This window comes from Alteriqipengyuania lutimaris, from assembly GCF_003363135.1.
GTDB classification, from domain to species: domain Bacteria; phylum Pseudomonadota; class Alphaproteobacteria; order Sphingomonadales; family Sphingomonadaceae; genus Alteriqipengyuania; species Alteriqipengyuania lutimaris.
In genome coordinates, this window is record NZ_QRBB01000001.1 from 2,320,470 (window position 1) to 2,343,360 (window position 22,891).

The 22,891-nt window shown below is 64.2% G+C and carries 26 protein-coding genes; 1 reads left to right on the top strand and 25 read right to left on the bottom strand.

Going from position 1 to position 22,891, the window contains the following annotated elements:
- Window positions 1-125 precede the first annotated feature (125 nt).
- Window positions 126-437 (bottom strand): Hpt domain-containing protein, encoded by a 312-nt coding sequence (locus DL238_RS11125; RefSeq protein ID WP_115492320.1) that lies wholly within the window; start codon window positions 435-437, stop codon window positions 126-128.
- Window positions 438-508: 71 nt separating this feature from the next.
- Here DL238_RS11125 and DL238_RS11130 point away from each other — a divergent pair, with 71 nt between their 5' ends.
- Entirely contained in the window at window positions 509-2,977 is a 2,469-nt protein-coding gene (locus DL238_RS11130) for a coiled-coil domain-containing protein (RefSeq protein WP_115492321.1), read from the top strand.
- A 9-nt stretch (window positions 2,978-2,986) separates the two neighbouring features.
- Here the strand turns inward: DL238_RS11130 and DL238_RS11135 are convergent, their stop codons facing one another.
- From DL238_RS11135 to DL238_RS11240, 24 genes are read right to left on the bottom strand one after another with little or no spacing between them, the layout of a single operon-like run.
- On the bottom strand, window positions 2,987-3,268 hold the full coding sequence (locus DL238_RS11135) for a DUF1467 family protein (protein ID WP_115492322.1): 282 nt from the start codon (window positions 3,266-3,268) through the stop codon (window positions 2,987-2,989).
- A 1-nt stretch (window position 3,269) separates the two neighbouring features.
- Window positions 3,270-4,919, bottom strand: a complete 1,650-nt coding sequence (locus DL238_RS11140) for a ribonuclease J (RefSeq protein ID WP_115492323.1) — start codon at window positions 4,917-4,919, stop codon at window positions 3,270-3,272.
- Between the two features lies 1 nt (window position 4,920).
- Window positions 4,921-5,703, bottom strand: a complete 783-nt coding sequence (locus tag DL238_RS11145) for a type III pantothenate kinase (protein ID WP_115492324.1) — start codon at window positions 5,701-5,703, stop codon at window positions 4,921-4,923.
- Between the two features lie 19 nt (window positions 5,704-5,722).
- Window positions 5,723-6,436: a biotin--[acetyl-CoA-carboxylase] ligase gene (locus tag DL238_RS11150; protein ID WP_115492325.1), complete on the bottom strand. Its 714-nt coding sequence runs from the start codon at window positions 6,434-6,436 to the stop codon at window positions 5,723-5,725.
- Window positions 6,437-6,463: 27 nt separating this feature from the next.
- Window positions 6,464-7,927: an NADH-quinone oxidoreductase subunit NuoN gene (nuoN, locus tag DL238_RS11155; protein WP_115492326.1), complete on the bottom strand. Its 1,464-nt coding sequence runs from the start codon at window positions 7,925-7,927 to the stop codon at window positions 6,464-6,466.
- Window positions 7,927-9,519, bottom strand: a complete 1,593-nt coding sequence (locus DL238_RS11160; protein WP_115492327.1) for an NADH-quinone oxidoreductase subunit M — start codon at window positions 9,517-9,519, stop codon at window positions 7,927-7,929. Before DL238_RS11160 ends, nuoN begins: the two co-directional genes overlap by 1 nt.
- Window positions 9,519-11,579, bottom strand: coding sequence for an NADH-quinone oxidoreductase subunit L (gene nuoL / locus DL238_RS11165; protein WP_115492328.1), 2,061 nt, complete (start codon window positions 11,577-11,579; stop codon window positions 9,519-9,521). The genes DL238_RS11160 and nuoL overlap by 1 nt, the downstream gene beginning before the upstream one ends.
- Before the next feature lie 7 nt (window positions 11,580-11,586).
- On the bottom strand, window positions 11,587-11,892 hold the full coding sequence (nuoK, locus tag DL238_RS11170) for an NADH-quinone oxidoreductase subunit NuoK (RefSeq protein WP_115492329.1): 306 nt from the start codon (window positions 11,890-11,892) through the stop codon (window positions 11,587-11,589).
- A gap of 46 nt (window positions 11,893-11,938) precedes the next feature.
- Entirely contained in the window at window positions 11,939-12,559 is a 621-nt protein-coding gene (locus DL238_RS11175; protein WP_115492330.1) for an NADH-quinone oxidoreductase subunit J, read from the bottom strand.
- A gap of 39 nt (window positions 12,560-12,598) precedes the next feature.
- Entirely contained in the window at window positions 12,599-13,084 is a 486-nt protein-coding gene (gene nuoI / locus DL238_RS11180) for an NADH-quinone oxidoreductase subunit NuoI (RefSeq protein WP_115492331.1), read from the bottom strand.
- Window positions 13,081-14,127: an NADH-quinone oxidoreductase subunit NuoH gene (nuoH, locus tag DL238_RS11185; RefSeq protein WP_115492332.1), complete on the bottom strand. Its 1,047-nt coding sequence runs from the start codon at window positions 14,125-14,127 to the stop codon at window positions 13,081-13,083. Before nuoH ends, nuoI begins: the two co-directional genes overlap by 4 nt.
- A 2-nt stretch (window positions 14,128-14,129) precedes the next feature.
- Entirely contained in the window at window positions 14,130-14,381 is a 252-nt protein-coding gene (locus DL238_RS11190) for a hypothetical protein (protein ID WP_115492333.1), read from the bottom strand.
- The gene (gene nuoG / locus DL238_RS11195; RefSeq protein WP_115492334.1) at window positions 14,378-16,420 is read right to left on the bottom strand and encodes an NADH-quinone oxidoreductase subunit NuoG; all 2,043 of its coding nucleotides are present in this window, start codon (window positions 16,418-16,420) and stop codon (window positions 14,378-14,380) included. The genes DL238_RS11190 and nuoG overlap by 4 nt, the downstream gene beginning before the upstream one ends.
- Entirely contained in the window at window positions 16,413-16,949 is a 537-nt protein-coding gene (locus DL238_RS11200; RefSeq protein ID WP_115492335.1) for a hypothetical protein, read from the bottom strand. Before DL238_RS11200 ends, nuoG begins: the two co-directional genes overlap by 8 nt.
- Window positions 16,946-18,241: an NADH-quinone oxidoreductase subunit NuoF gene (gene nuoF / locus DL238_RS11205; RefSeq protein WP_115492336.1), complete on the bottom strand. Its 1,296-nt coding sequence runs from the start codon at window positions 18,239-18,241 to the stop codon at window positions 16,946-16,948. Before nuoF ends, DL238_RS11200 begins: the two co-directional genes overlap by 4 nt.
- Window positions 18,238-18,381 (bottom strand): hypothetical protein, encoded by a 144-nt coding sequence (locus DL238_RS16135; protein ID WP_181883893.1) that lies wholly within the window; start codon window positions 18,379-18,381, stop codon window positions 18,238-18,240. The genes nuoF and DL238_RS16135 overlap by 4 nt, the downstream gene beginning before the upstream one ends.
- Window positions 18,371-18,568, bottom strand: a complete 198-nt coding sequence (locus tag DL238_RS11210) for a hypothetical protein (protein WP_115492337.1) — start codon at window positions 18,566-18,568, stop codon at window positions 18,371-18,373. The genes DL238_RS16135 and DL238_RS11210 overlap by 11 nt, the downstream gene beginning before the upstream one ends.
- On the bottom strand, window positions 18,565-18,735 hold the full coding sequence (locus DL238_RS16140; protein ID WP_181883955.1) for a hypothetical protein: 171 nt from the start codon (window positions 18,733-18,735) through the stop codon (window positions 18,565-18,567). The genes DL238_RS11210 and DL238_RS16140 overlap by 4 nt, the downstream gene beginning before the upstream one ends.
- The gene (nuoE, locus tag DL238_RS11215) at window positions 18,735-19,403 is read right to left on the bottom strand and encodes an NADH-quinone oxidoreductase subunit NuoE (RefSeq protein ID WP_115492338.1); all 669 of its coding nucleotides are present in this window, start codon (window positions 19,401-19,403) and stop codon (window positions 18,735-18,737) included. The genes DL238_RS16140 and nuoE overlap by 1 nt, the downstream gene beginning before the upstream one ends.
- Window positions 19,396-19,584, bottom strand: a complete 189-nt coding sequence (locus tag DL238_RS11220) for a hypothetical protein (protein ID WP_115492339.1) — start codon at window positions 19,582-19,584, stop codon at window positions 19,396-19,398. Before DL238_RS11220 ends, nuoE begins: the two co-directional genes overlap by 8 nt.
- On the bottom strand, window positions 19,581-20,798 hold the full coding sequence (locus tag DL238_RS11225; RefSeq protein WP_115492340.1) for an NADH-quinone oxidoreductase subunit D: 1,218 nt from the start codon (window positions 20,796-20,798) through the stop codon (window positions 19,581-19,583). The genes DL238_RS11220 and DL238_RS11225 overlap by 4 nt, the downstream gene beginning before the upstream one ends.
- 38 nt (window positions 20,799-20,836) lie before the next feature.
- Entirely contained in the window at window positions 20,837-21,394 is a 558-nt protein-coding gene (locus DL238_RS11230; RefSeq protein ID WP_234031053.1) for a hypothetical protein, read from the bottom strand.
- A 35-nt stretch (window positions 21,395-21,429) separates the two neighbouring features.
- The gene (locus DL238_RS11235; RefSeq protein WP_115492341.1) at window positions 21,430-22,290 is read right to left on the bottom strand and encodes an NADH-quinone oxidoreductase subunit C; all 861 of its coding nucleotides are present in this window, start codon (window positions 22,288-22,290) and stop codon (window positions 21,430-21,432) included.
- A 15-nt stretch (window positions 22,291-22,305) separates the two neighbouring features.
- Window positions 22,306-22,884, bottom strand: a complete 579-nt coding sequence (locus tag DL238_RS11240) for a NuoB/complex I 20 kDa subunit family protein (protein WP_234031054.1) — start codon at window positions 22,882-22,884, stop codon at window positions 22,306-22,308.
- Between the last annotated feature and the right edge of the window lie 7 nt (window positions 22,885-22,891).

The window sequence follows — 22,891 nt, forward strand, 5'->3', positions numbered from 1 at the left end:
GCGGCTCTTTAGCACAGGCGCGAGCCGGTTGCAGTCCCCGCAAGAGCTGGGCTGTGCATCGATTCAGGAGGAATGATTTAAGCTGGCGTCGCCTACTTCCGGGCGCGCCGCCCCCCGGGCATCGCTCAGGTGACGGGCGCCGTATCGAAATCCGCAAGGAAGCGGTCGAGACCGCGCAGGGCCACCGGATCGCCGGGAGCGGTATCGATCGCGCCTTGCGCCAGCACAATGAGCTCTTCGGCATGGAAGCTGGCCGCCAGACCCTTGATCCGCTGCGCCGCAATCAACCAGTTGCCATCGCAGCGTGCGCGGCGCAAAAGGTCTATCTGATGCGCCAGGCTTTCTCGAAAGGCTCCACGCAGCTCGCTCAGCAGCGCGGGATCGTCTCCGGCGGCAGCAGCAAGGGTGGCGGAAAAGGCGGCATTTTCGAAGGCCATAAATCTTTAACTACGGACCAGGCAGTTAACGCAGGGTTTAAGCGGGACGAAAACATGGTAGGCAAAAGCGCATGAACGGGGGACCGTCGATCCGGGCCGTAGGGCACAGCGACGCCGCAACCGACGGCAGCGAACCCGCACGGGTGGCCGAAACCGAAACCCCTGACCATATCGATCCCACTCCTGAGGAGGAATGGCTCGACGAAGGAGAGGCGGAAGAAGCGGAACGCGCGCCCCTCCTCGCCAGTCCGATCGCCACCGCCATTGCTGCGCTCGCGCTGATAGGCTGGACCGTGCTGTTCGTGGCTTCGCTGGGGATGAACAGCTTTCGGAGCATGACGCTCGACGCGGTGCCCCCTGCCCTTGTCTCGTGGTCGATCCCGACGCTGCTCATACTGTTCGTTTGGCACCTCGCCAGCCAGCGCGCGAGCAGGCAGAGCGCGCATTTCCGGGCCACGGCAAAGGCTGCGGTCGACGACATTGCCGAGCTCGAGGCAAGGCTCTCCACGGTCAATCGCGAGCTGAGCCTCGCGCGCGAATTCCTAACCCGGCAGACCCGCGAACTGGAGTCGCATGGCCGCGTGGCCGCGTCCCGCCTGTCGCAAAACGCCGACCGGATCGAAGCGCTGGTGGCCGAGAATGGCGAGGAGGTGGAGCGGATCGCACGCGTATCCGAGACCGCGCTCGCCAATATGGCCAAGCTGCGCGACGATCTGCCCGTGATCACCAATGCCTCGCGCGATGCGGCCAACGCGGTCGGATCGGCGGGCGAACGTGCACAGGCCTCGCTCGACAGCCTCACCAGCGGCCTGTCGCGGCTCAACGAGTTCGGCGAAGCCGGTGAGCGGCATGTCGAGCATTTCCGCAGCCAGGTCGATCGCACGCTGACCACGCTGGGGGATCGCGTGGCCGAGCTGGAGGCGATGGCCGATGCTCGTTTCACCGCCCTGCGCCAGCAGAGCGAGAGCTTCCGCACCGATCTGGACGGCCGCGAGGTCGAGGCTCTGGCAGCAGCGCAAGCCCGGATCGACAAGCTGCGCGAACGGCTGACCGATGCGGTCGCCGAGGTGCAATCGATCGACGAGCACGCGATGGGCGCAGCGCAGACGCGCCTCGAAAGCCTGCGCGAAGAGGCGGAGCGGATCGACGAGAACATGAAGGCGCGCGATCGCGAATTCGTCGACTGGGTCGAGGCGCGCCGGACGCGACAGAAGGAAATCGAGGAGGAGGCACTCGGCTCGCTGGAAACCCGGCTGGAAGCCATCGATGCAGCGGTGAAAGAGCGTCGCGAGAGCCACGTACGGGCCGCAGACGCGATTGCCGAAGCCAGCGAGGCCGCAGCCGAACGCCTGTCGATCGCAGTCGCGCGGATCGACGATGTGGCCGGCCGCGCGGGCAAGGCGCGCGATACGATGGTCGAAGCAACCGATACGCTCGAACAGCGCCTGACAACCGGTAGCGGCGATCTGGCCGCGCTGAACGAGAGCCTCGCCGAAGCGACCGAAGCGGGCGTTCGCCTGCTCGAACTGATCCAGGCTGGCGCGTCACACAGCCGCGAAGTTTTGCCGAGTGCGATGGAAGCTGCCGAGGCCCGGCTGAAGGCGCTGCGCGAGAACGGCGAGAAACTCCGCCGCACCATCGAAGAAGGTGCGACGCGGAGCGAGCATCTTTCGGCCTACATCCTCGACACCCGTGAAAAGGGAGAGGAAATCTTCGGGGTGGCCGACCGGATCGACGATCGGCTCGCCAAGACCCGCGACACGATGACGGAAAACATCGCCTCGCTGCGCACCGCGCTTGCCCTGCTCGACGAGGAAGCCGGCGCCGTGTCCGAAGCGACCGCGACGCGCGTTTCGCAGGCGGTCGAGGAGCTCGAGACTGCGGCGGACAAGGCGCGCGCGGCGATGGCACGCTACGCCGGCGAGGACGGAAGCGATCTCGGTGCCGAGATCGGCGAGAATGCCGCGACCAGCCTTACCGCCGCGATGCGCGAACAGGCGGATGAGGCGCTGGAAGAATTGCGCGAGGCCACCAGACGCTCCGCCGAGGCGGCGCGCGATGCGGCACGGCAGTTGCGCGATCAGCTGTCACTGGTCAGCGAACTTGCCGGGAACCTCGAAACGCGGGTCTCGGTCGCCCGCGAGCGTGCCGAGGAGCAGGTTGACAATGATTTCGCGCGGCGTGTTGCGCTGATTACCGAGAGCCTGAATTCCAACGCAATCGATATCGCCAAGGCCTTGTCGAGCGAAGTCACCGACACCGCGTGGGCGAGCTACCTGCGCGGCGATCGCGGCGTTTTCACCCGTCGCGCGGTGCGCCTGCTCGACAACCGGCAGGCCCGCGAAATCGCCGAATTGTATGACGAGGACGACGATTTCCGCGATCACGTAAATCGCTACATCCACGATTTCGAGGCGATGCTGCGTACACTGCTGTCGACCCGCGACGGCAACGCCCTCGCCGTCACGCTGCTCGGCTCCGAGGTCGGTAAGCTTTACGTCGCAATGGCGCAGGCGCTGGAGCGGCTGCGGGCCGGCTGAGCGGCGCCGCTACGCGCCCCGCTGGCCGGGTGGGAGCATGAAGTCGAAGCTCTCTCTGGTGATCCAGCCCTGCTCCCAGTTGGCCACCCACAGCGCAGTCAGCACCACGGCAATCACGGCCGCGCGCAGCGCCAGCCTGCCCGGGCGGAAATTGGCCGGAGCGCTTTCCGCCTGGCCGGGCGTGAGGTCCAGCCCCATCTCCTCGTGCGTGCGCACACCGAACGGCAGCATCACGAACGCGACGAAGATCCATACGAGGACGTAGATCGCGAGGATGGACCACGGGCTCATGTCAGTCCTCCGTCAGGATGACCTGGACCTGCGGGCGCTTGCCCGACCAGCGATTGGCGGCACGGCGTGCGGCAAGTCTGGCCGCCTCGTGGCGGGACTTGGGATCCTTCGCATCGCGTCCGCGCAGGCGCCGCAGCGCCTCCCGCACATCGCGGGTAGCCTCGGCGACGAAATCGGGAAAATCCTCGTCGAGTGGCAGGCCGAGCGCGCGGATCGTCACTTGTTCCTTGCCCGAAAGAACCACGATCAGAACGCCGTCGCGGGCGAGCCTGCGCCGTTCGGTGATCGCGTTGCCGTCGGCGGGCACGATGATGTCACCGTCGAGTACGAGGCGCCCGGTCGCCACCTGCGCAATCTTGCCCGGTTCGCCCGGTGCCAGTTGCACGATATCGCCGTTCTTCTGGAAGACCGCGTGCGGGATGCCTTCAGCGAGGCCGAGCCGCGCCTGTTCCTGCATGTGGCGGACCTCCCCGTGCACGGGCACCAGCACCTCGGGCTTGAGCCATTCGTACAGCGCCTGCAGTTCGGGGCGGCCCGGATGGCCGGAGACATGGATCATGCTCTGCCGGTCGGTCACCATCACGATCCCGCGCTCTGCCAGCTGGTTCATCACCTTGCCGATCGAAATCTCGTTGCCCGGAATCTGGCGGCTCGAGAACAGCACCACGTCACCGCGCGACAGCTCGATCGGGTGGTTGTTGTCCGCCATCCTGCCGAGCGCGGCACGCGGCTCTCCCTGCCCGCCGGTGGCAAGGATCAGCACCTTGCCGCGTGGCATTTTCATCGCGGTATCCCAGTCGACCCGCTCGGGGAAATCGGTGAGATAACCGTTGGCCTGGCTGACTTCGAGAATGCGGTCGAGCGACCGGCCCGCCATCACCACTTCGCGGCCCGTCTCCTTCGCGATCTCGCCCAGCGTGTGCAGCCGCGCGACATTGGAGGCGAAGGTGGTGACGACCACGCGACGGTCGGACCATTTCTCCACCTGTTCGAGCAGGCCCTTGTAGACAGCACCTTCCGAACCACTCGGTTCGGGATTGAACACGTTGGTGCTGTCGCACACCAGCGCCAGGACGCCATCGTCGCCAATGGCGCGCAGCTCTTCCTCGGTCGTCGGCTCGCCGATGATCGGGTCCTCGTCCAGCTTCCAGTCGCCGGTGTGGAAGACCTTGCCGTAGGGCGTGTCGATCAGCAGCGCGTTGCCCTCCGCGATCGAGTGGGCGAGCGGCAGGTAGCGGATGCCGAAGGGTCCGATCTGCATGTCGTCATCGCCTTCGCGGACGATATACAGCGGCACCTCGTCCACCAGATCGGCTTCCTGAAGCTTGCGCCGGACGAGATCGGCGGTGAACGGCGTCGCGTAGAGCGGCACGCCCAGATCGGCGGCGAAATAGGGGATCGCGCCGATATGGTCCTCGTGCGCATGGGTGAGGACGATGCCAAGCAGGTCCTTCGCCCGATCCTCGATGAATTCGAGATCGGCGAAGACCAGCTCGATCCCGGGATACTCGTTGGCGCCGAAGGTCATGCCGAGGTCGACCATCAGCCACTTGCCATCGCAGCCGTAGAGATTGACGTTCATCCCGATCTCGGCCGATCCGCCCAGCGCGAGAAACAGGAGTTCGTTCTCCGGCTTGTAATTCTTTTTCATATCATCCTTTGGAAATCGTCCGCTTGGCGAGCAATTGCAGGCCGCGGATCGTCAGGTCGGTGTCGACCACATCAAATATGTCCGTATGATCGTCGAACAAGACCGACAGGCCGCCTGTCGCAACGATCTTCGTCGGGCGGCCTATCTCCGCCTTCATGCGCGCGATCAGGCCTTCCATCATCGCGACATAGCCCCAGAACACGCCGATCAGCATCTGATCTTCGGTGTTGCGGCCAATCACGCTATCGGTCGCGGGGGCGCTGATTGCAATGCGCGGCAGCTTGGCGGTCTTGCCTACCAGCGCATCGAGCGAGAGATTGATCCCGGGTGCGATGATCCCGCCCTTGTAGGCGCCGTTGAAATCGACGACCTCGAACTTGGTCGCGGTCCCGAAATCGAGCACGATCATGTCCCCGCCGACGAGGGCATGAGCGGCAATGCAGTTGAGCGCGCGGTCCGCGCCGAGCGTACTGGGCAGATCGACGTCGATCTCGAAATTCCAGCCCGCATCGCCCTGCCCTGCGATGATCGGCGTGATCCCGAAATATTTCTCCGCCAGCACGGTCAGGTTGTGGTCCGCGCGCGGCACGACCGAACCGAAGATGATGTGCGTGATGTCTTCGCGGGCTACCCCTTCGATGCCCAGCAGCTGGAACAGCCAAACGGCATATTCGTCGCCGGTGCGCCGCCCGTCGGTCGAGATGCGCCAGCGGGCGCGCAGTTCTTCGCCATCAAACAGCGCGAAGACGAGATTGGTATTTCCGACATCGATCGCGAGAAGCATTAGCTATCCTTTGCCTGTATCATGGCGCCAGCATCACATCTCCGGCGTGAATGACACGGGTCTGTCCATCGGCCAAGCGCAGTCGCATGGCGCCCTCGTCGCTCAGGCCCGCATAAACGCCCGCTAGAACCGCGCCGCCAGGCTCGTGGACCGTCAGCGCGGTCCCTTCGGGCACCGCGGCCGCCCGCCAGCGCGCGAGGAGCGGATCGATGCCGTAGTCGCGCCAGCGGCCGAGATCGCGCGTCCAGCTTTCGGCAAGCGTCGCGGCGAAGGTGTCGCGGTCGGGAGCGGGGCCGAAATCGGCCAATTTCACGGTCCTGCGATCTGGCAGATCCGGAGCGGCCGCGAGGTTTACGCCGATTCCGACGACCACGCCGGCGCCCTCGCGCTCAAGCAATATCCCTGCGAGCTTGGCACCGCCCACGAGCAGGTCGTTGGGCCACTTGAGCTGGAGGTTGGCGAGCGTGGGGCACTGCGCCTGAACCGCTTCGAGCAGCGCAATACCGGCCACCAGCGCCAGCGTTGCAGGCGGCGGGTCGCCCGCCCGCAGATGGCACAGGGTCGAGCCCATGAAGTTGCCCTGCCCGTCATGCCAGCCCCGACCCTGACGGCCGCGCCCGGCGCTCTGCCGGTAGGCGACCAGCCAATCGCCTTCGCGCACGCCCTCGCCATTGCGCAGCGCCTGCAACAGGTCGGCGTTGGTCGAGCCGGTTTCGGGTATGGTCCGGATCAAGACGGGCGGATCGGGCGGCGCGCGGCGTCAGACGCCGGCGAACAGCCCCGCCGCTGCGGTATCGGTCATCAGTTCGAGCCCGCGCGAGAGGAACCAGCCCAGCGGCGAGATCAGCAGCGTGCAGATGCCGAGGACCGCCCATTGCGCCCCGCTGCCGCGCTGGGTCGCGCGGTCCACAGCCTCGTCGAAGAACATCACCTTGACGAACTTGATGTAGTAAAACGCCCCGATGACGCTGGCCGCGATGCCGATCACGGCGAGCGGGATCAGCCCCGCTTCGACCACCGCGCGGAACACTTCCAGCTTGGCGAAGAAGCCCATCAGCGGCGGGATGCCCGCGAGGCTGAACATCAGGATCAGCAAGCACCAGGCAACGCCGGGCCGCGTGCTCGAAAGGCCTGCAATATCGTCGAAAGTCTCGAGGTACTCGCCATCGCCATTGCGCAGCATCAGCACCGCGACGAAGCTGCCCAGCGACATCACGACATAGATCGCGAGGTAGAACAGCATCGCGCTGGCGCCCTCGGCGGTCGCCGCGGCGAGGCCGATCAGGATGAAGCCGACATTGTTGATCGAGGAATAGGCCAGCAGACGCTTCAGGTTGTTCTGTCCGATCGCGCCCAGCGCGCCGACCACGATCGAGGCGAGCGCGGCGAAGATCACGATCTGGCGCCAGGCATCGGGGACCGAACCGAAGGCGTCGAGCGCCACGCGCGCGGTCAGCGCGATCGCGGCGACCTTGGGCGCGGTCGCAAAGAAGGTCGTCACCGGGGTCGGTGCGCCCTCGTAGACGTCGGGCGTCCACATGTGGAACGGCACCGCGCTGATCTTGAACGCAAGACCCGCCAGCACGAAGATCAGGCCGAACAGCGCGCCGGTCGAAAGGCCCGCTTCCTGCGCCGCGCGAATCCCGTCGAAGCTGGTCGTGCCGGTGAAGCCGTATGTCAGGCTCATGCCGTAGAGCAGGATGCCGCTGGCGAGCGCGCCGAGCACGAAATATTTGAGGCCCGCTTCGGCCGAACGGCTGTCGTTACGCAGGAAGCTGGCGAGAACGTAGGCGGCGAGGCTGTTGAGCTCGAGCCCGATATAGAGCGTCATCAGATCGGTCGCCGAGACCATGATGCTCATGCCGAGCGTCGCGAAGACCAGCAGCACCGCATATTCGGGCTTCATCGCCCGGCGGGCCTCCAAGAAGCCCGGGGCGATCATCAGGCAGCCGATGGCCGCGAGATAGGTCAGCAGCTTGGCGAAGGCAGAGAAGCTGTCGGCGCTCAGCTGCCCGTTGAAGGCCATCGCTTCCGCCCCGCTCACGCCGTTCACCAGCGTCGGGATGACGAGAGCACCCGCCCCGCCCAGCGCCACGGCGGCGAGGATCGAGACGAGACGGCCGGTCTTGTCGCCCCCGAATGCCGCGAACATCAGCAGGATCAGGCCTGCAGCGGTCAGCACGAGTTCGGGCAGCACGAGGCCGAATGAAGTTGCGTAATCCATCAATGTTCGCCTTCGGAGCCGTGGCTTTCGCCATCACCGCCGTGTTCGCCGCCCTCTTCGCTTCCGCCTTCGTGCGGCATGTAATTCGCTGAATGCTCGCGCGCCTGGCCCGCTGCCACCCGCGCGTCGCTCTGCGGCGCGGCACGCGCGATGCGCGCTTCGATCGCGGCAATGTCGGTGCGCATGGGGGCGAGGAAGCTTTCGGGATAGACGCCCATCCACAGCACCGCTGCGGCAACCGGCGTCAGCATCAGCCACTCGCGCGCGTTGAGATCGGGCATGGCGGCCGCATCGGCATTATCCTGCGTGCCGAACACCACACGGCGGTAGAGATAGAGCATGTAGCCCGCGCCGAGGATGATGCCAGTCGTCAGGACGAAGGTCGTCGTGCTGGAGATCTGGTATACGCCCGCAAGGCTGATGAACTCCGCCACGAAGCCGCTCGTCCCCGGCAGGCCGATGCTCGCCATCGTGAACAGCAGGAAGAACAGCGCGTAGCGCGGCATGTTGGTCGCGAGGCCGCCATAGCGACTAATTTCGCGCGTGTGCAGCCTATCGTAGATCACGCCGACGCACAGGAACAGCGCGCCCGAGACGAGGCCGTGGCTCAGCATCATCACCATCGCGCCTTCGAGGCCCTGGAAATTGAACGCGAACAGGCCTGCGGTCACGATCGCCATGTGCGCGACCGACGAATAGGCGATCAGCTTCTTCATGTCCTGCTGGACCAGCGCGATCAGGCTGGTGACGACCACCGCGATCATCGACAGGCCGAAGACCAGCCAGACGAACTGCGCGGATGCTTCGGGGAACATCGGCAGGCTGAAGCGGATGAAGCCGTATCCGCCCAGCTTCAGCAGCACGCCCGCGAGGATGACCGAGCCCGCCGTGGGCGCCTGGACGTGCGCGGCGGGCAGCCAGGTGTGGACCGGCCACATCGGCATCTTCACCGCGAAGCTGGCGAAGAAGGCGAGCCACAGCCAGGTCTGCGCCTGCGGATCGAAATCGTATTGCAGCAGCGTGGGGATGTCGCTGGTGCCCGCCTCGTTGATCATCCACAGCATGGCGATCAGCATCACGACCGAGCCGAGCAGCGTGTAGAGGAAGAACTTGAAGCTGGCGTAGATCCGGTCCGATCCGCCCCAGATGCCGATGATCAGGTACATCGGGATCAGGCCTGCCTCGAAGAAGATGTAGAACAGCAAGATGTCCTGCGCGGCGAACACGCCGATCATCAGCAGTTCCATGACCAGGAACGCGGCCATGTATTCGCCCACGCGCTTGGTCACGCTGGTCCAGCTGGCGAGGATGCAGATCGGCATCAGGAACACGCTGAGCATGATCAGCATCAGCGCGATGCCATCGATGCCCAATTTGTATTCGAAGCCCGCAAACAGGTCCGCGCGCTCGGTAAACTGCCACTGCGCGCCGCCGATATCGAAATTCGCCCAGAGCGCGATGCCCAGCGCAAGGTCAATCAGCGTCGCGATCAGCGCGACCCAGCGCGCCGTCGATGCATTGACAGCAAAGCACAGGATCGCCCCGATCAGCGGAACGGCGAGCATAAGCGAAAGGATCGGAAAGCCCTCCATCACAGCAGCACCCAGGTGATCGCGGCCACCACGCCGAGCAGCATGACCAGCGCATAGGTGTTGAGCATGCCCGACTGGATCCGCTTGGCACCATCAGCGCCCTGCCTGACCACCCAGGCCGCACCATCGGGGCCGAAGCGGTCGATGACGCCGATATCGAGCTGTTTCCAGAACACCCGACCGAACCAGAACGCCGGCTTCACGAACAGGAAGTTGTACAATTCGTCGAAATACCACTTGTTGAGGAAGAAGCGATAGATCGGGCCCAGCTGATCCGCCGCCTCCTCGGGCACCTTGGGATTGCGGATATAGGCGTACCACGCGGTCAGCAGGCCCAGCAGCATCGCGGCGGTCGCGGTCAGCTTCACCCACAGCGGAACGCCGTGGATCGCGTGGACCAGATCGTAATTGAAATAGATCGAACCGGCCCAGAATTCCTCGGAATCGACGAACGGCTCGTAGAAGACGAAGCCCGCGAACACCGCGCCGAGGCTCAGCACCAGCAGCGGCACGAGCATCACCCACGGCGCCTCGTGCGGGTGATAGCCCGCGGTGCCGTCGTCTTCCTCGGTCGAGGGGACGTGGTGCGCGACGCTTTCGCCAGAATCTTCCTGCGCAGCCGGATTATGCTCGTCCGGCTCGTCGTGGCCATGGTGGACGGCATGCTGGATATGCTCGCTGGCGGCCCAGCGCGGCTTGCCCCAGAAGGTCAGGAACATCAGACGCCAGGAGTAGAAGCTCGTGAGCAGGGCGGCGATGGCACCTGCCCAGAAGGCGAAGTTGGCTGCGCCCGTGCCGCGCGCGAAGGCGGCTTCGAGGATCGCATCCTTCGAATAGAAGCCTGCGAAGCCGAACACACCGAGCACGCCGACGCCGGTGATCGCGAGCGTACCCGCCATCATCGCCCAGAAGGTGATCGGGATGCGCTTACGCAGACCGCCGTAATAGCGCATGTCCTGCTCGTGGTGCATCGCGTGGATCACCGCGCCCGCGCCGAGGAACAGCAGCGCCTTGAAGAAGGCGTGCGTGAAGAGATGGAACATCGCCACGCCGTAGGCACCAGCCCCCGCCGCGAAGAACATGTAGCCGAGCTGCGAGCAGGTCGAATAAGCGATCACCCGCTTGATGTCCCACTGCGTGGTGCCGATGGTCGCCGCGAACAGCGCCGTCGCCCCGCCGATCACCGTGACGAAGGTCAGCGCGACCGGCGCGGTCTCGAACATCGGCGACAGGCGGCAGACCATGAACACGCCCGCGGTCACCATGGTGGCGGCATGGATCAGCGCGGAGACCGGCGTCGGGCCTTCCATCGCGTCGGGCAGCCAGGTGTGCAGGCCGAGCTGCGCCGACTTGCCCATCGCGCCGACGAACAGCAGCAGGCACAGGATATCCATCGTCATCAGGCGCATGCCCATGAACGTGATCGAGCTGCCGCTCATCGCCGGAGCCATCTCGAGGATCTGCGGGATCGAGACCGTCCCGAACACGAGGAATGTCCCGAAAATGCCGAGCATGAAGCCGAGGTCACCGACGCGGTTGACCACGAAGGCCTTGATCGCGGCGGCGCTGGCGCTGGGCTTCTTGTACCAGAAGCCGATCAGCAGGTAGGACGCGAGGCCGACGCCTTCCCACCCGAAGAACATCTGCACGAGGTTGTCCGCCGTCACGAGCATCAGCATCGCGAAGGTGAACAGGCTCAGATAGGCGAAGAACCGCTGCTGGTCGGGGTCCTCGTCCATGTACCCCCAGGAGTAGAGGTGGACGAGCGCGGAGACGCTGGTGATGACCACCAGCATGACCGCGGTCAGCGTGTCGACCCGCAGCGCCCAGTCGAAGCTGAGGTCGCCCGAGCTGACCCATTGCAGCACGGTAACGACCTGCGCCTCTGCCGTGCCGCCGAGGAAACCAAGGAAGATCGGCCAGCTGAGCGCACAGGACACGAACAGCGCACCGGTGGTGATCGCCTTGGAAACGGTCTTGCCGAGCGCCCCGCCGAACAGCCCGGCGATAATCGACGCGAGGAGGGGCAGGAATACGATGATGAGGATCGAAGACTGCACGGGTAGTTCAGCCCTTCATCCGGTTCACATCGTCGACCGCGATCGTGCCGCGATCACGGAAGAAGATGACGAGGATAGCAAGCCCGATGGCCGCTTCGCCCGCCGCGACGGTGAGCACGAACATCGCAAAGATCTGCCCGGTTAGGTCACCCAGGAAGGCGCTGAAAGCGACGAGGTTGATGTTCACCGCCAGCAGGATCAGCTCGATCGCCATCAGGATGACGATCACGTTCTTGCGGTTGAGGAAGATGCCCAGCACGCCCAGCACGAACAGGATCGCGCTGACGATGATGTAATGTTCGATCCCAATCATGAGCGCGCAGCTCCTTTGATCCGCTCGCCCTGAGCTTGTCGAAGGGTCACAGTTCGACCCCCTCACCCACGGTGGGCTGCTTGAGCTGCGTCGCTTCCTTCGGATTGCGACGCACCTGCCTGGTGATGTTCTGGTGGCCGCGCGTGGTCTTGAGGTCGCGGTGGGTCAGCACGATCGCGCCGATCATCGCCACCAGCAGGATCAGCCCCGCCGCTTCGAAGATGAAGATATATTCCGAATAGAGCAGCGCACCGATATTCTCGATGTTGCTCTGCGCGAAGTCCGGTGCGTTCGCGCCCGTCGCAGTGCCCAGTTCCAGCGCGCCAGCATTGAGCGCGCCGATGCCGAGCACCAGCTCCGCCAGCAGAATCAGCGCGATGGCGATGCCCAGCGGGAAATTCTTGATAAACCCGGCCCGCATCTCAGCCATGTCGATGTCGAGCATCATGACCACGAACAGGAACAGCACGGCCACGGCACCGACATAGACGACGATCAGCAGCATCGCGATGAATTCGGCCCCCAGCAGCACCATGAGCCCCGCGGCGTTGAAGAACGCGAGGATCAGCCAAAGCACCGAGTGCACGGGATTGCGGCTCATGATCGTCAGCACGCCGCTGGCGATCACGAGAAACGCGAAGAGGTAAAAGGCGATGGCCTGGATCATGGCTTTTGAAGAGTGCCCCGAACGTGGTGTGTGGCGCGCCTAGCGGTAGGGCGCGTCGGCTTCAAGGTTGGCTGCGATGGCGCGTTCCCATTTGTCACCATTGGCGAGCAGCTTGGCCTTGTCATACAGCAATTCCTCGCGGGTTTCCGTGGAATATTCGAAGTTCGGACCCTCGACGATGGCATCCACCGGGCACGCTTCCTGGCAGAAACCGCAATAGATGCACTTGGTCATGTCGATGTCGTAGCGCGTCGTGCGGCGCGAACCGTCCGCGCGCGGCTCCGACTCGATGGTGATCGCCTGCGCGGGGCACACCGCCTCGCACAGCTTGCATGCAATGCAGCGCTCTTCCCCGTTGGGATAGCGGCGCAGCGCATGCTCGCCCCGGAACCGCGGCGAAACCGGGTTCTTCTCGTACGGATAGTTGATCGTGACCTTGGGCTTGAAAAGATACTTCAGGGTCAGCGCGTGGGCCTTCACGAACTCGTAGAGGGTAAAGGCCTTGATGGTCTGGGCGATGCTCATGAATAATGTCCGGTGGCCATCAGATAGCCGCTAATTACGAAAACGAAGATCAGGCTCATCGGCAGGAACACCTTCCAGCCGAGCCGCATCAGCTGGTCATAGCGATAGCGGGGCACGGTCCCCATCACCCAGCTGAACATGAAGAAGAAGAACAGCGTCTTGAGGAAGAACCAGATAAAACCGGGCACGTAGTACAGCGGTGCCCAGTCGATCGGGGGCAGCCAGCCGCCGAAGAACAGCAGCGTGTTGAGCGCGCACATCAACAGGATGTTGGCATATTCGCCCAGCCAGAACAGCGCGAAGGCCATGCTGGAATATTCGGTCTGGTAACCCGCGACCAGCTCGCTTTCCGCCTCGGTCAGGTCGAACGGCACACGCGCGGTTTCCGCGAGGCTGGAGATGAAGAACACCACCCACATCGGGAACAGCAGCAGGTTGAAATAATAGCCGTTGACGATGCCCAGCCCGTGGCCGCGCTGGCTCTCGACGATGTCGGTCAGGTTGAAGGTCCCCGCCCACAGCACGACGCAGATCAGGATGAAGCCGATCGAGACTTCGTAGGAAATCATCTGCGCTGCGGCGCGCATGGCGGAGAAGAACGGGTATTTCGAGTTACTCGCCCAGCCCGCCATCACCACGCCGTAAACCGACAGCGAACTGATCGCGAGGATGTAGAGCAGGCCGACATTGATGTCCGCCAGCACCCAGCCATCGGCGAAGGGCACCACAGCCCAAGCCGCCAGCGCCACCGTGAAGGTGATGATCGGCGCGATGATGAAGATGCCCTTGTTCGCCGCGCTCGGAACGATGGTTTCCTGCAGGAAGACCTTCAAACCGTCGGCGAAGCTCTGCAGCAAGCCGAAGGGGCCGACCACGTTGGGGCCCTTGCGCAGCGCGATGGCGGCCCAGACCTTGCGGTCGATCAGGATGACGTAGGCCACCGCCAGCATCAGCGGCAGCGCGATCAGCAGGATGCCGATGATGGTCGCGATGAACCACGAGAACTCGTAGTTCAGGCCGAGGTTCTGGAAGAATTCGGTCATGGTCAGGCTTTCCGGTCCATACGGTAAAGCAGGGCTGCGAAACCAAAGGGTATCGTGGCCCACCCGATCTTGCTGGCAAGATCTGAGATGAAAACGCTCAACGAAAGCAGGGTGTGCTCAATCCGCGTACCATCCGCGATTTGCTCTTGCGCAACTTGATACATCAGAATGGCATGACCGATTGAAACAATTGCGATTGCAACCGCCAACCACATCAAGATGTACGGAGCAGATTGAAGGATGCGCGCGCTCATTCCGCCGCCTCCAGCATCTCTTCGCCATGGACCAGTTCGGCCGAGCAGCGCTGCATCGTCTCGCTGGCGCGGGCGATGGGATTGGTCAGGTACGGGTCCGCAATCGGATAGCGAATCGCGCCCTTGGCCTTGGGCGTCTTCTTGCCCTTGGGCAGCTTGCCCAGATCGGCTAGGCCTTCCTCGCCAAGCGCGGGCACGGCTTCGATCATCGCCGACTGGAGCTGCGCGAAGCTGTCGAAGCCGACGGTGACGCCGAAGGCATCGGCCAGCGCGCGCAGGATCGTCCAGTCCTCACGCGCGTCGCCGGGCGCGAACACCGCCTTCTCGGCGAACTGCACGCGGCCTTCGGTGTTGACGTAGGTCCCGTCTTTCTCCGCATAGGAGGCGGCGGGCAGGATGATATCCGCAGCATGTGCGCCCGCATCGCCGTGGTGGCCGATATAGACTTTCAGGCTCTTCTCGAACTTCGAATAGTCGAGCGAATCCGCGCCGAGCGACAGCAGCACGGCAGGCGCCGCGTCGACCAAATCCTCGATCCCGCCCTTCTGCGCATAGCCGAGCATCACCGCGCCCATGCGGGCGGCGGCGGTGTGGATGACATTGAAGCCGTTCCAGGCCTCTCCGTCTGCATCGCGCACGAGGTTCCACTCGTTCGCGAGCGCCAGTGCCGGGTGCAGCGCACCCGCCGCAAGCCCGCCGGGGCCGACAATGATGGCAGGCCGCGCGGCGTCCTTGAACGCGTCGGCAACATGGCCGGGCAGGTCGTGCAGCAGGCCCGCATCCTCGCCCAGGAATTCGCAGTCGAAGGTCGTGTCCCACTCGGGCCCGATCAGGAAAATCTTCGCGCCGCGCTTGGCCGCCTTGCGCAGGCGTACATTGATCAGCGGCGCCTCGTGACGGACCTGGCTGCCCACGATCAGAATCGCGTCGGCCGTCTCGATACCGGCGAAGCCCGAATTGAAGCCGATCCCGGCGAGGCTGGTGCAATCGTAGTCGAGCCCGGTCTGGCGACCCTCGAGCTTGTCCGATCCCAGCTCGGCCAGCAGGCGCTTGGCGGCGAACATCGTCTCGCAGTCGACGAGATCGCCCGCGACCGCCGCGATCGAGCCTTCCCCGCCCTGCTTCGCGGCCTTCACGATGGCTTCGAACGCCTGTTCCCAGCTGGCACGCTGGAGCTTGCCCGCATTCTCACCACCCACGGCGCGCATCCATACCGCGTCGAGCCGGCGGCGCGTCAGCCCGTCGACCTGGTAGCGGCCCTTGTCGGACAGCCATTCCTCGTTGACGTCGTCGTTGATGCGGGGAAGCGCGCGCATGACCTCGCGGCCACGCGAGTGGAGCGAGATATTCGCGCCAACCGCGTCGGATACGTCGATGCTGAGCGTGCGCTTGAGCTCCCACGGCCGCGCCTCGTAGGCATAGGGGCGGCTGGTGAGCGCGCCGACCGGGCACAGGTCGATCACGTTGGCTGAAAGCTCGTGGCTCGCCGCCTGCTCCAGATAGGTCGTGATCTGCATGTCTTCGCCGCGATAGAGCGCGCCGATTTCGTCCACGCCCGCGATTTCCTCGGAAAAGCGCACGCAGCGGGTGCAGTGGATGCAGCGGGTCATGATCGTCTTGATCAGCGGGCCCATGTACTTCTCGGTCACCGCGCGCTTGTTCTCGTGATAACGCGTCGCGCCGCGCCCGTAATACATCGCCTGGTCCTGCAGGTCGCACTCGCCGCCCTGGTCGCAGATCGGGCAATCGAGCGGGTGGTTGATCAGCAGGAACTCCATCACGCCTTCGCGCGCGGCACGCACCATTTCGCTGTCGGTGCGGATTTCCTGGCCCTCGGTGGCGGGCAGCGCACAGCTCGCCTGCGGCTTGGGCGGCCCGGGCTTCACTTCGACCAGGCACATGCGGCAATTGCCCGCAATGCTCAGCCGCTCGTGATAGCAGAAACGCGGGATCTCCTTGCCCGCAAGCTCGCACGCCTGCAGCACGGTCGCGCCGTCGGGCGCATCGATTTCCTGTCCGTCTACGGTGACTTTAGGCATCTTGGAGACTTCCGTCGGAATTGATCAGAAAACAGTCGGCCTGCTTGGCAGGGAGCCGGCGCGGGCTCGGCGTGTCGAGTTCGAATTCAGTCCTGACGTAGCGACCATCGACCTTCAGCGAACAGACGAAGGATTCCACGTCGGCATCGGTCGCTGCGATCTGCGCCGGGCGCGCATCGGTCAAAATCCGCTGCTTTGCGCGTTTCACCATCGGGCTTATGGCATTGCGATCCCCTGCCGAAAGATGCTCGCCACATGCCGCATTGATCCGGTAATTGAGGGTTTCCTCCCCGTTCGCGAAAGGAATGCCGTCGTTCTTCGGCGCGTCCTTCTCGAAGCTTTGATACGCGACGAGGTTTGCAGCCGATACGGGGAGTTTTTCCCACGCGCAACTTGCCCACGCTTTCATCCCGGTCGCATCGTACATCGGGATGGAGACGCTGCGCGACGGCATGACAGTGATTTCCTGGGCGTCTTGCGCGCTCCCGAGACCGGCCAGCGATACCAGAATGATGCCGAGGCCGATCACTCCGCTGCCTCCTGCATCGCTTCGGCGCGCTCGGCGATGCGCCGCTCCAGCTCGGGGCGGAAATGCCGGATCAGCCCTTGGATCGGCCATGCGGCGGCATCGCCCAGCGCGCAGATCGTGTGGCCTTCCACCTGCTTGGTCACGGTGTGGAGCATGTCGATCTCGTCGATGTCCGCATCGCCCGTCTCGAGCCGCTTCATCACGCGCCACATCCACCCGGTGCCCTCACGGCACGGCGTGCACTGGCCGCAGCTCTCGTGCTTGTAGAAGTACGAGATGCGACTGATGGCACGCACGATATCGGTCGACTTGTCCATCACGATCACGGCGGCGGTGCCGAGGCCGCTGCCCAGTTCCTTCAACCCGTCGAAATCCATCGGGCAGTCCATGATCTGCTCGGCCGGGACCAGCGGCACGGACGAGCCGCCCGGGATCACCGCCAGCAGGTTGTCCCAACCGCCACGGATGCCACCGCAGTGCCGCTCGATCAGTTCGCGGAAGGGAATGCTCATCTCTTCCTCAACCACGCAGGGTTTCTCGACATGCCCGCTGATCTGGAACAGCTTGGTGCCAGAGTTCTTCTCGCGTCCGAAGCCGTCGAACCATGCCGGACCGCGCCGAAGGATCGTAGGTACGACCGCGATCGATTCGACATTGTTCACCGTCGTCGGACAGCCATAGAGGCCCGCACCCGCCGGGAACGGCGGCTTGAGGCGCGGCTGGCCCTTCTTGCCCTCGAGGCTTTCGATCAGCGCCGTTTCCTCGCCGCAAATGTAAGCGCCCGCGCCGCGATGGAGGAAGACGTCGTAGTCGTAGCCCGAACCGCAGGCGTTCTTCCCGATCAGACCGGCATCGTAAGCCTCGTCGATCGCGGCCTGCAGCGTCTCGGCCTCGCGAATATATTCGCCGCGGATGTAGATATAGGCGGCACGCGCGCGCATCGCGAAGCCCGCGACCAGCGCGCCCTCGATCAGCTTGTGCGGATCGTGGCGGATGATCTCGCGGTCCTTGCACGAACCCGGCTCGGATTCGTCGGCATTGATGACGAGGAAGCTCGGGCGGCCATCCTTGCTTTCCTTGGGCATGAAGGACCACTTCATGCCCGTCGGGAAGCCGGCACCGCCGCGCCCACGCAGACCGGACGCCTTCACGTCCTCGATGATCGCGTCCTGCCCCTTGGTCAGCAGCGCCTTGGTATCGTCCCAGTCGCCACGGGCCTGCGCGGCCTTCAGGCCCCAGTCCTGAAAACCGTAGAGGTTGGTGAAAATGCGGTCCTTGTCGGCGAGACTCACGACATAACTCCAAACACAACAAAGGCTGCCACGGCGAGGATGGCGAGCAGCGCGAGCGTCTTGAAAATCCCGCTCAGCACCTTCCACGCAACAGCAACGACGATCAGCGCGACGATGATGGTGACGATGCTAAATTCCATCACGCACCCCCTCATCGGCATCATCTGCCCGCTTGCGGCTCATGAAAATCAGGCCCAGCCCCATGCACGGCAGGCCCAGACCGAAAAAGGCCGGGCCGAGCGTCAGCGCGAACGACACCGCCAAGGCAATCCCGATCGTCAGGAAAGCGATGCCGAGCGCCGTTTTGTTACCAGACTCCGCGCTCACTGCTCACTCTCTTTCTTGGACCGGGCCCCGAAGACACCGAAGCCTCCGAACAGGAAGCCCAGAATGGCCCAGACCACCCAGTCGTCACCCTGAAGGAATTTGATCACCGCAAGCACCAGGAAGCAAATACCGACGAACGGGAAGCCTTTCTTGACCGCGCCGTCCATCACCATTCACCCCGGTAATCGTGGTTCTCGGTGACCATTTCCTTGAGCGTGGTCGGCCCGCCGCTCGGCTCGGACGTGTGGCGGCCCGGCTCCTGTGTGCCCGTCTTGGGCTGTTCGCCCTTGGCCAGCGCATCGAGCACGGCGTCGAGCCGGTCGACCGTCAGGTCTTCGTAGTTGTCGTCGTTGATCTGGACCATCGGCGCGGTTGCGCAATTGCCCATGCATTCGACTTCGGTCAGCGTCCACAGGCCGTCTTCGGACACCGCGCCCTTCTTCATGCCCCGCGCCTTGCACGCCGCGATGATGTCGTCGCTGCCGCGCAGCATGCACGGCGTCGTGCCGCATACCTGCACGTGGTACTTACCCACGGGCACGAGGTTGTACATGAAGTAGAATGTCGCGACTTCGAGCACGCGGATCACCGGCATGTCGAGATAGCCTGCGACATACTCGATCACGGGCAGCGGCAGCCACCCCTGCGTATCGGTTTCCTCGCCGACCTGGCGCTGTGCAAGGTCGAGCAGCGGCATCACCGCCGACTTGCTGCGCCCTTCCGGGTAACGCGCAATGGCCTTCTTCGCCTTCGCCTCATACTCGGCGGAGAACGCGAAATTGCCCCAGCGCTCACGCAGTTCGGGGGTGTCGGGTGCGACGGAACGGTCAGCCATTGGCAGTCTCCCGGCTCGAAGAACGCTTCGCAAGACCAAACGAAATCAATCCGACGAAGACGAGAGCCATCGAGTACACGAGCGAGGATTCCCAGAAACCAGCGATGTCGCCTACCAGATAAGCCATAAGGAAGAGGGCACAGATCAACCCACCCAATTCAAATGTGGTTCTCTTGCTCACCGGTCACACTCCCCGAAGACGACGTCGATCGCGCCGAGGATGGCGGTGGCGTCGGCCAGCATGTGGCCCCTGGTCATCATGTCCATCGCCTGCAGGTGCGAGAACGCCGTCGGGCGGATCTTGCAGCGATAGGGTTTGTTCGACCCGTCGCTGACGAGGAAGACGCCGAACTCGCCCTTGGGGCTCTCGGTCGCGACGTAGACCTCGCCCGCGGGCACGTGGAAGCCTTCGGTGTAGAGCTTGAAGTGATGGATCAGCGCTTCCATCGACTGCTTCATCTCGCCGCGCTTGGGCGGCACCACCTTGCGGTCGTCGCTGGCGATCGGGCCCGAGGGCATTTCCGTCAGGCACTGCTTGATGATGCGCGCGCTCTGGTAGACTTCCTGCACGCGGACCATGAAGCGGTCGTAGCAGTCCGAATTGGTGCCAACCGGAATCTCGAAATCCATCCGGTCGTACACGTCGTAGGGCTGCGACTTGCGCAGATCCCACGGCACGCCCGCCGCACGGATCAGCGGGCCCGAAAAGCCCCACTTGATCGCGTCTTCGCGGCTCACGACCGCGATATCGACATTGCGCTGCTTGAAGATGCGGTTGTCGGTGACAAGGCTCATCGCATCGCCGAACAGCTCGGGCAGCCGCCCCTCGATCCATTCGCCGATATCGACCAGCAGCTTCTCGGGCACGTCCTGATGCACACCGCCGGGGCGGAACCAGGCCGAATGCATGCGTGCGCCGCTGGCGCGTTCGAAGAAGTTCATGCAGTCTTCGCGCAGCTCGAACACCCACAGGTTGGGCGTCATCGCGCCGACATCCATCACATGCGCGCCGATGTTGAGCATGTGGTTGGAAATGCGGGTCAGCTCGGCGAACAGCACGCGCAGGTACTGCGCGCGGATCGGCACTTCGAGGTTGAGCAGCTTCTCGATCGCGAGCACGTAGCTGTGCTCCTGGCACAGCGGCGAGCAGTAATCGAGCCGGTCGAAATAGGGCAGCGCCTGCAGGTAGGTCTTGTGCTCGATCAGCTTTTCGGTGCCGCGGTGGAGCAGGCCGACATGCGGGTCCACACGCTCCACGATCTCGCCGTCGAGCTCCATCACCATGCGCAGCACGCCGTGGGCCGCAGGGTGCTGCGGCCCGAAATTGATCGTGTAGTTCGTGATCTCGTCGTCGCCGGTGGTCGGCGATTCCTCGATCGTCAGTCCGTGTGCCATAAGCTCCTGGCCTTCAATTTACCCGCGGGCCGTCATCATCAGCCGCATGCCCATTTGCCACCGGCGAACTTGCGCTGCTGGCCATCGGCGGCGACGTAGAGATCGGCGGTACGCTGCGCATCGTTGCCCGCAGCGGGCACGACTTTCACCGTAACGCCTTCGGCCGACAGGGTCGGCCCTGCATAGATAGCCTCCAGCCCGCCTTCTTCCGCGGTCAGGTTGATCAGTTCGCCGCCCAGGCGGACGACGCCCTTGCCCATGACCGCCGGATCGTTCGGCGCGCCCGCCATCAGCATTTCCTGCGCATCGAGCGAAAAGGTACAACCGCCGTCGCGCGGCCCCAGATCGACCCGGGCGATATTGCCGAGTTTCTCGAGCGCCATCGGATCGGCCCCTTCGGGAACGACCGAGCTACGCGCCTCGGTGCTTTCGGCGGGTGCGACCGTGCCTTGCGGAGCGGGTGCTTCGCCATCGGCACCGACGCGCGCGGCGAAATCGTCACCGCCCTCGCCAGCGCTGTCGTTCTGCGAGCAGGCCGCGAGAAGGATCGCGGCCGAAACCATCAGCACTTTCTTCATCGTTACCATCTCCAACATCCGATCAGCGCCTGCGGACACCCGCAGCCGGTCGATCAATCCTTGTCCGCCGACTTGCCTTCAGGCTGCGTCGCGGCAGCAGTGTCCTTCGTGTCGCCCTTGCGTTCCGGGCGGTCCTTGCGGTCCTCGGTCGGCTCGGGTGCGGGGGTGCGATCCTCGCCGGTCATTTCCTCGGCCGGAGCGCCCTCGCTCACTTTCTCGTCGGCTTTCTCGTCCGTCTTCTTGCCCGCCCCGGTTTCCTTGGGGCTGTCGGTCGTCTTCGATTCGTCGACTGGCGGCGTATGCGCCTTCTCGTCGCCGGGCAGCACGTAATCCGCGCCTTCCCAGGGCGAGAGGAAGTCGAAGCTGCGCAGGTCCTGGGCGAGCTCGACCGGCTCGTAAACCACCCGCTGCTCTTCCTCTGAATAGCGCAGCTCGACATAGCCGGTCAGCGGGAAGTCCTTGCGGAAGGGATGCCCTTCGAAGCCGTAATCGGTCAGGATCCGCCGCAGGTCCATATTGCCCGCGAAGACCACGCCGTACAGGTCGAACACCTCACGCTCGAGCCAGCCCGCATTGGGCCACAAGGTCGTGACCGTAGGCACGGGCGTCGCTTCGGCGGCGCTGACCTTGACCATGATGCGGCTGTTGAGCGTGAGCGAGAGCAGCATGTAGACCACCTCGAACCGTTCGGGACGGCTCGGATAGTCGACTCCGGCGATCTCCATCAGCTGCTGGTAGCCGTGATCGTCGCGCAGCACGCGCAGCGCATCTTCGATCCGATCGCGCTCGACCCGCAGCGATAGCTCGCCGTGCTCCTCGCGCGCCTCGACCAGCATCGCGCCGAGCGCGCCCGAAAGCGTATCCTTCAAGCCATCGATCCGGGTGAAGCGGGGGGCGGAGTGGAGGACGGTCATGCTAGCGCTCCCCACTCATCGTTCCACCGTCCCGCTGCGGCGGATCTTCCGCTGCAGCTGCATCACGCCATAGAGCAGCGCTTCGGCGGTCGGCGGGCACCCGGGCACGTAGATGTCGACCGGCACGATCCGGTCGCAGCCGCGTACGACGCTGTAGGAATAGTGGTAATAGCCGCCGCCATTGGCGCACGACCCCATCGAAATGACATATTTCGGGTTCGACATCTGGTCGTAGACCTTGCGCAGCGCGGGGGCCATCTTGTTGCACAGCGTACCCGCGACGATCATCACGTCGCTCTGCCGCGGGCTCGCGCGCGGCGCGACACCGAAACGCTCCATGTCGTAGCGCGGCATATTGACGTGGATCATCTCCACCGCGCAGCACGCCAAACCGAACGTCATCCACCAGAGCGAGCCCGTGCGCGCCCACTGGAACAGGTCTTCGGTGCTGGTCAGCAGGAAGCCCTTGTCGTTCACTTCGGTCGAGAGAGCGTTGAAATATTCCTGATCCGGCGCGCGCACCTCGCCCGGCTTGGCCGTCGGCTGCAAGTGCGGGTCCCGCCCGGCAGGAGTGATGGTCTGATTATCGCTCATGTCAATT

Excerpts from the sequence above, each read along its gene's own strand:
- DL238_RS11125 (WP_115492320.1), bottom strand. The coding sequence starts at position 437 with ATGGCCTTCGAAAATGCCGCCTTTTCCGCCACCCTTGCTGCTGCCGCC.
- DL238_RS11130 (WP_115492321.1), top strand. The coding sequence starts at position 509 with ATGAACGGGGGACCGTCGATCCGGGCCGTAGGGCACAGCGACGCCGCA.
- DL238_RS11135 (WP_115492322.1), bottom strand. The coding sequence starts at position 3,268 with ATGAGCCCGTGGTCCATCCTCGCGATCTACGTCCTCGTATGGATCTTC.
- DL238_RS11140 (WP_115492323.1), bottom strand. The coding sequence starts at position 4,919 with ATGAAAAAGAATTACAAGCCGGAGAACGAACTCCTGTTTCTCGCGCTG.
- DL238_RS11145 (WP_115492324.1), bottom strand. The coding sequence starts at position 5,703 with ATGCTTCTCGCGATCGATGTCGGAAATACCAATCTCGTCTTCGCGCTG.
- nuoN (WP_115492326.1), bottom strand. The coding sequence starts at position 7,927 with ATGGATTACGCAACTTCATTCGGCCTCGTGCTGCCCGAACTCGTGCTG.
- DL238_RS11160 (WP_115492327.1), bottom strand. The coding sequence starts at position 9,519 with ATGGAGGGCTTTCCGATCCTTTCGCTTATGCTCGCCGTTCCGCTGATC.
- nuoK (WP_115492329.1), bottom strand. The coding sequence starts at position 11,892 with ATGATTGGGATCGAACATTACATCATCGTCAGCGCGATCCTGTTCGTG.
- DL238_RS11175 (WP_115492330.1), bottom strand. The coding sequence starts at position 12,559 with ATGATCCAGGCCATCGCCTTTTACCTCTTCGCGTTTCTCGTGATCGCC.
- nuoI (WP_115492331.1), bottom strand. The coding sequence starts at position 13,084 with ATGAGCATCGCCCAGACCATCAAGGCCTTTACCCTCTACGAGTTCGTG.
- nuoH (WP_115492332.1), bottom strand. The coding sequence starts at position 14,127 with ATGACCGAATTCTTCCAGAACCTCGGCCTGAACTACGAGTTCTCGTGG.
- DL238_RS11190 (WP_115492333.1), bottom strand. The coding sequence starts at position 14,381 with ATGAGCGCGCGCATCCTTCAATCTGCTCCGTACATCTTGATGTGGTTG.
- nuoG (WP_115492334.1), bottom strand. The coding sequence starts at position 16,420 with ATGCCTAAAGTCACCGTAGACGGACAGGAAATCGATGCGCCCGACGGC.
- DL238_RS16135 (WP_181883893.1), bottom strand. The coding sequence starts at position 18,381 with ATGGAATTTAGCATCGTCACCATCATCGTCGCGCTGATCGTCGTTGCT.
- DL238_RS16140 (WP_181883955.1), bottom strand. The coding sequence starts at position 18,735 with ATGGACGGCGCGGTCAAGAAAGGCTTCCCGTTCGTCGGTATTTGCTTC.
- nuoE (WP_115492338.1), bottom strand. The coding sequence starts at position 19,403 with ATGGCTGACCGTTCCGTCGCACCCGACACCCCCGAACTGCGTGAGCGC.
- DL238_RS11225 (WP_115492340.1), bottom strand. The coding sequence starts at position 20,798 with ATGGCACACGGACTGACGATCGAGGAATCGCCGACCACCGGCGACGAC.
- DL238_RS11230 (WP_234031053.1), bottom strand. The coding sequence starts at position 21,394 with ATGTTGGAGATGGTAACGATGAAGAAAGTGCTGATGGTTTCGGCCGCG.
- DL238_RS11235 (WP_115492341.1), bottom strand. The coding sequence starts at position 22,290 with ATGACCGTCCTCCACTCCGCCCCCCGCTTCACCCGGATCGATGGCTTG.
- DL238_RS11240 (WP_234031054.1), bottom strand. The coding sequence starts at position 22,884 with ATGAGCGATAATCAGACCATCACTCCTGCCGGGCGGGACCCGCACTTG.